The sequence below is a fragment of the Bacteroides sp. AF39-11AC genome, from assembly GCF_003474285.1.
In the GTDB taxonomy this organism is placed as follows: Bacteria; Bacteroidota; Bacteroidia; order Bacteroidales; family Bacteroidaceae; genus Bacteroides.
The window spans coordinates 1-3,155 of the sequence record NZ_QROH01000026.1 but is presented as its reverse complement, the minus strand read 5'-3'; the positions used below and the strand labels follow the sequence as shown (position 1 = coordinate 3,155).

4 protein-coding genes and 1 pseudogene are annotated in these 3,155 nt (G+C 37.0%); all 5 read right to left on the bottom strand.

The features are described from left to right. A partial coding sequence (locus DW036_RS25270; RefSeq protein WP_147401553.1) for a hypothetical protein occupies positions 1 to 243 on the bottom strand: 243 nt, incomplete at its 3' end. Positions 244 to 318: 75 nt separating this feature from the next. Continuing rightward, positions 319 to 651, bottom strand: a complete 333-nt coding sequence (locus DW036_RS25265) for a DUF1493 family protein (protein WP_118466735.1) — start codon at positions 649 to 651, stop codon at positions 319 to 321. Beyond that, positions 641 to 1,702 (bottom strand): RHS repeat domain-containing protein, encoded by a 1,062-nt coding sequence (locus DW036_RS25260; protein ID WP_147401551.1) that lies wholly within the window; start codon positions 1,700 to 1,702, stop codon positions 641 to 643. Before DW036_RS25260 ends, DW036_RS25265 begins: the two co-directional genes overlap by 11 nt. Before the next feature lie 370 nt (positions 1,703 to 2,072). Then, entirely contained in the window at positions 2,073 to 2,405 is a 333-nt protein-coding gene (locus DW036_RS25255; protein ID WP_118422452.1) for a hypothetical protein, read from the bottom strand. Beyond that, a pseudogene (locus tag DW036_RS25250) lies at positions 2,393 to 3,155 on the bottom strand (RHS repeat-associated core domain-containing protein); the annotation flags it as partial. The gene DW036_RS25255 and the pseudogene DW036_RS25250, both read right to left, overlap by 13 nt.

The window sequence follows — 3,155 nt, the reverse complement described above, 5'->3', positions numbered from 1 at the left end:
GACTAAAGCAACCAAACGTCCATCGGCAAAGATATAATCTAAATCGGAAACAGCACCATTTCCTGTGTTAATATTTCGCTCAAAATCATCAAAATAGCAACGTTTACCTGCGGCAAACGGAAGCGTAGAAGAAGAAACAGTCAGTGTACTATAATGCCGTAAGTGGTCGGTACCATATTTATAAGTACGGTGAATAAACAATCCCTGCCTATACTGATATTTTACAGTAAGAGACAGGGACATTTCAAACCAATAGGTTGAATTTATTTACATACAATATAAATATTACATAAGATGGATAGTCCAAATAGTATGTTCTCACACATAAGAACAAGGATTTAACACATGACTTTCCATCGCATCGAGTAAATCTTTAACTACCATTTTTTTCTTTAAAGGAGAACTTATATATCTATAAAAGAAAGAGTAAAAAGGCCCTAAGATACCTTCTGCTTCGAAATATTCATCCAATTTAAAATTGGAAACATCTACATCGAATTTCTGACCAAAAGCTAAAATAAACTCCACAGCATCATCGCCCGTAATTCTTAGATCACGCTCTAGCAAGGTCGTTTCTTTTAAGTCTTTTGTGTACAAAAAGCCCTGATCTTCTATAAATTGTTCTAATAATTTAAAATTTTCATTCTTCATCTAACAATATTGATTTATAAATAGTCGTTCTTTTATGATATTTCTGATATAATGTAAAAGGTCCATATTCCTGCCCCAAATCCCAACTTGTTGTTATAATATCGTAGCTAAACAAAATCCATCCTAAATATGGAACAGAGCGCCCTATTGCTCGCCCAATTGTATTAGAAGAAGCTATTTTAGCTATTTTTCGTCCAGCCTTTTTTCCAAAAACAGTAGTGAAACGTTGTGGAAATAGTTTAGATAAGCCATACGATGCTATAGAAGAACCTGGTTTCGACCCTAAAGCTCCAATTGGTTTCAAAGTTTTCAGTGGTTGTCCAAGTCCTATAAGAGAAGGCCCTATCAGATGTTCCCATCCATCAAACTTGGCATTTTCTTCTCCAATACGAATATCATTTATTTTTTCTTTCCGTACCGTTACATGACCTCCATAAATCACAACTTCTCCATTTACTACTTTACCCTTAGAGAAATACATTTTAGAAGTTTGATCATTGTAAGTCAAGGAAGACTCTCCATACTTATCATAAGCTGCAAGAAATTCCCTATCGGACATTTGATACCAACCCTTGAAATCATAACCACCTTTATCTTTATTCGAATCATTATAATACTTCCAGAAGTTATAGATTACATTCGGATCACTCGTACTCCAATAATCTTCCCCCGTCGGATCAACCCTGTTCACCGGATCACCGCCGCAATAAGTATAAGGATACGTACCCGGATAGCTGCCTGCCTGTGGGTCAACACTAATAAACATACCTATCTTAGGATCGTAAATACGGGCATTCATATTAATAAGCCCAAACTCGTCGATATGCTCATGACCAGTATACCCATAACTGGTGACGCTGTTCGCAGAAGCAAGCTCCGAACTACTCAACACAACACCTGTCAGTGGATCACGACGATTACCCCAGGCATCATAAGAAAACTTCTGAACAATACCTCCACTGGTGTAAAGCGACATCAAAGAACCCAGACGATCGGTCAACACCCCGTAGCAGGTTTTACTGCCACCTGAAGTACGGACTAAAGCAACCAAACGTCCATCGGCAAAGATATAATCTAAATCGGTAATTGTCCCATTTCCTGTGTTAATATTTCGCTCAAAATCATCAAAATGGTAACGTTTACCTACTACAAACGGAAACGTGGAAGAAGAAACAATCAGTGCACTATAATGGCGTAAGTGGTCGGTACCTAAGTACGGTGAATAAATAATCCCTGCCTATACTGATATTTTACAGTAAGAGACAGGGATATTTCAAATGGGCGGATTAAAAATCCGAATATTCAAAACAGTCGGATAACATATCCGATTGAACGAAGATTAGCAGATTTAAAATTCTAATATCTAATTCAGTTAGATTATATATCTTAGCTGGATGAACATTTTTCCAACATAGCAAAATCTATCGACCTTTTCTTAAAGAATCAAGAGTTGCTTTTGCAGACAAACTTATTATAGGTTCTGAAGAATGAGATAAGTTCACTAAATTTTTCCAAGCTAATTTAGGGGATATTTCCAAACAGAAGATAGAAGCCCACAGCATAACATTCTCATTTTTATTATCTAAGAATGATTCAAAAACATTTATGCAATCAAGTTCTTTAGCTTGTTTATGTAATAACTGTATTTTTTTATGAAAGCGATTAGCCTTCTTACCTTCTCCTTCTGCAAAAGCACAACTCTGTTCTATTGCAAATTTTTCAAAATCAACTTTTATTTTTTCTAAGGTTTCCATCCAAATCTTTTTAATGTTTCTACTCCAAATTTATATTGTTCATTATAACTCAATGTTTTTACATAATCTCTAACTAGCATATTCTGTCCAGGCATTGTCGACGAATAATATCCTGAAACCTTCGCATGAATACTTCCTTTTCCATGCGGTAGCCTTATCAGATTCTTTGTATTGTGAATCTTTTCTGCTCCGAATCTCGCGATATTATCTGCATTTTGTTCTACTATATGATGCCAAGCCATTCCTTGGCCAGCAGCTCCATAAACTCTTTTAAAAGCACTAAAACTTTCAAATCCTTTACCGGCAAAAAGTCCTGCAATTTTTCCAAATGCCCAACCAGCAGTTTTACCAATCAGAGGCCCAGCAAGTTCTCCTGTACCTATTTCGACTATCGCTTCTCCTATCGGCCGTGCAATAGCATCCATCGAGCGGCTTCTGAGTGCATTACTCAATTCAGACTTAGACATTTCCGATAAAGGACTGTCTTTACCCAAGAATTGATTCTGTAACTTGTGACTGATATATATCAAATCAAAAGCCTTGACTGCCTGATTGGCTATGATTCCCGCATTCTGATAGGCATTAAAATAACGACCCTCACCCCACGGGAAAGAAACACTAGCACCAAGACGGGAATAACCATCTAAATCTTTGTCTCCTTCCTGCCAATATAAGTTACCATTTTGGTCTTCATACCAATCTTCCCCCGTCGGATCAACCCTGTTCACCGGATCACCGCCGCAATAAGTA

Bases quoted from the DNA above. Each gene is read 5' to 3' on its own strand.
- DW036_RS25265 (WP_118466735.1), bottom strand. From the start codon at position 651: ATGAAGAATGAAAATTTTAAATTATTAGAACAATTTATAGAAGATCAG.
- DW036_RS25255 (WP_118422452.1), bottom strand. From the start codon at position 2,405: ATGGAAACCTTAGAAAAAATAAAAGTTGATTTTGAAAAATTTGCAATA.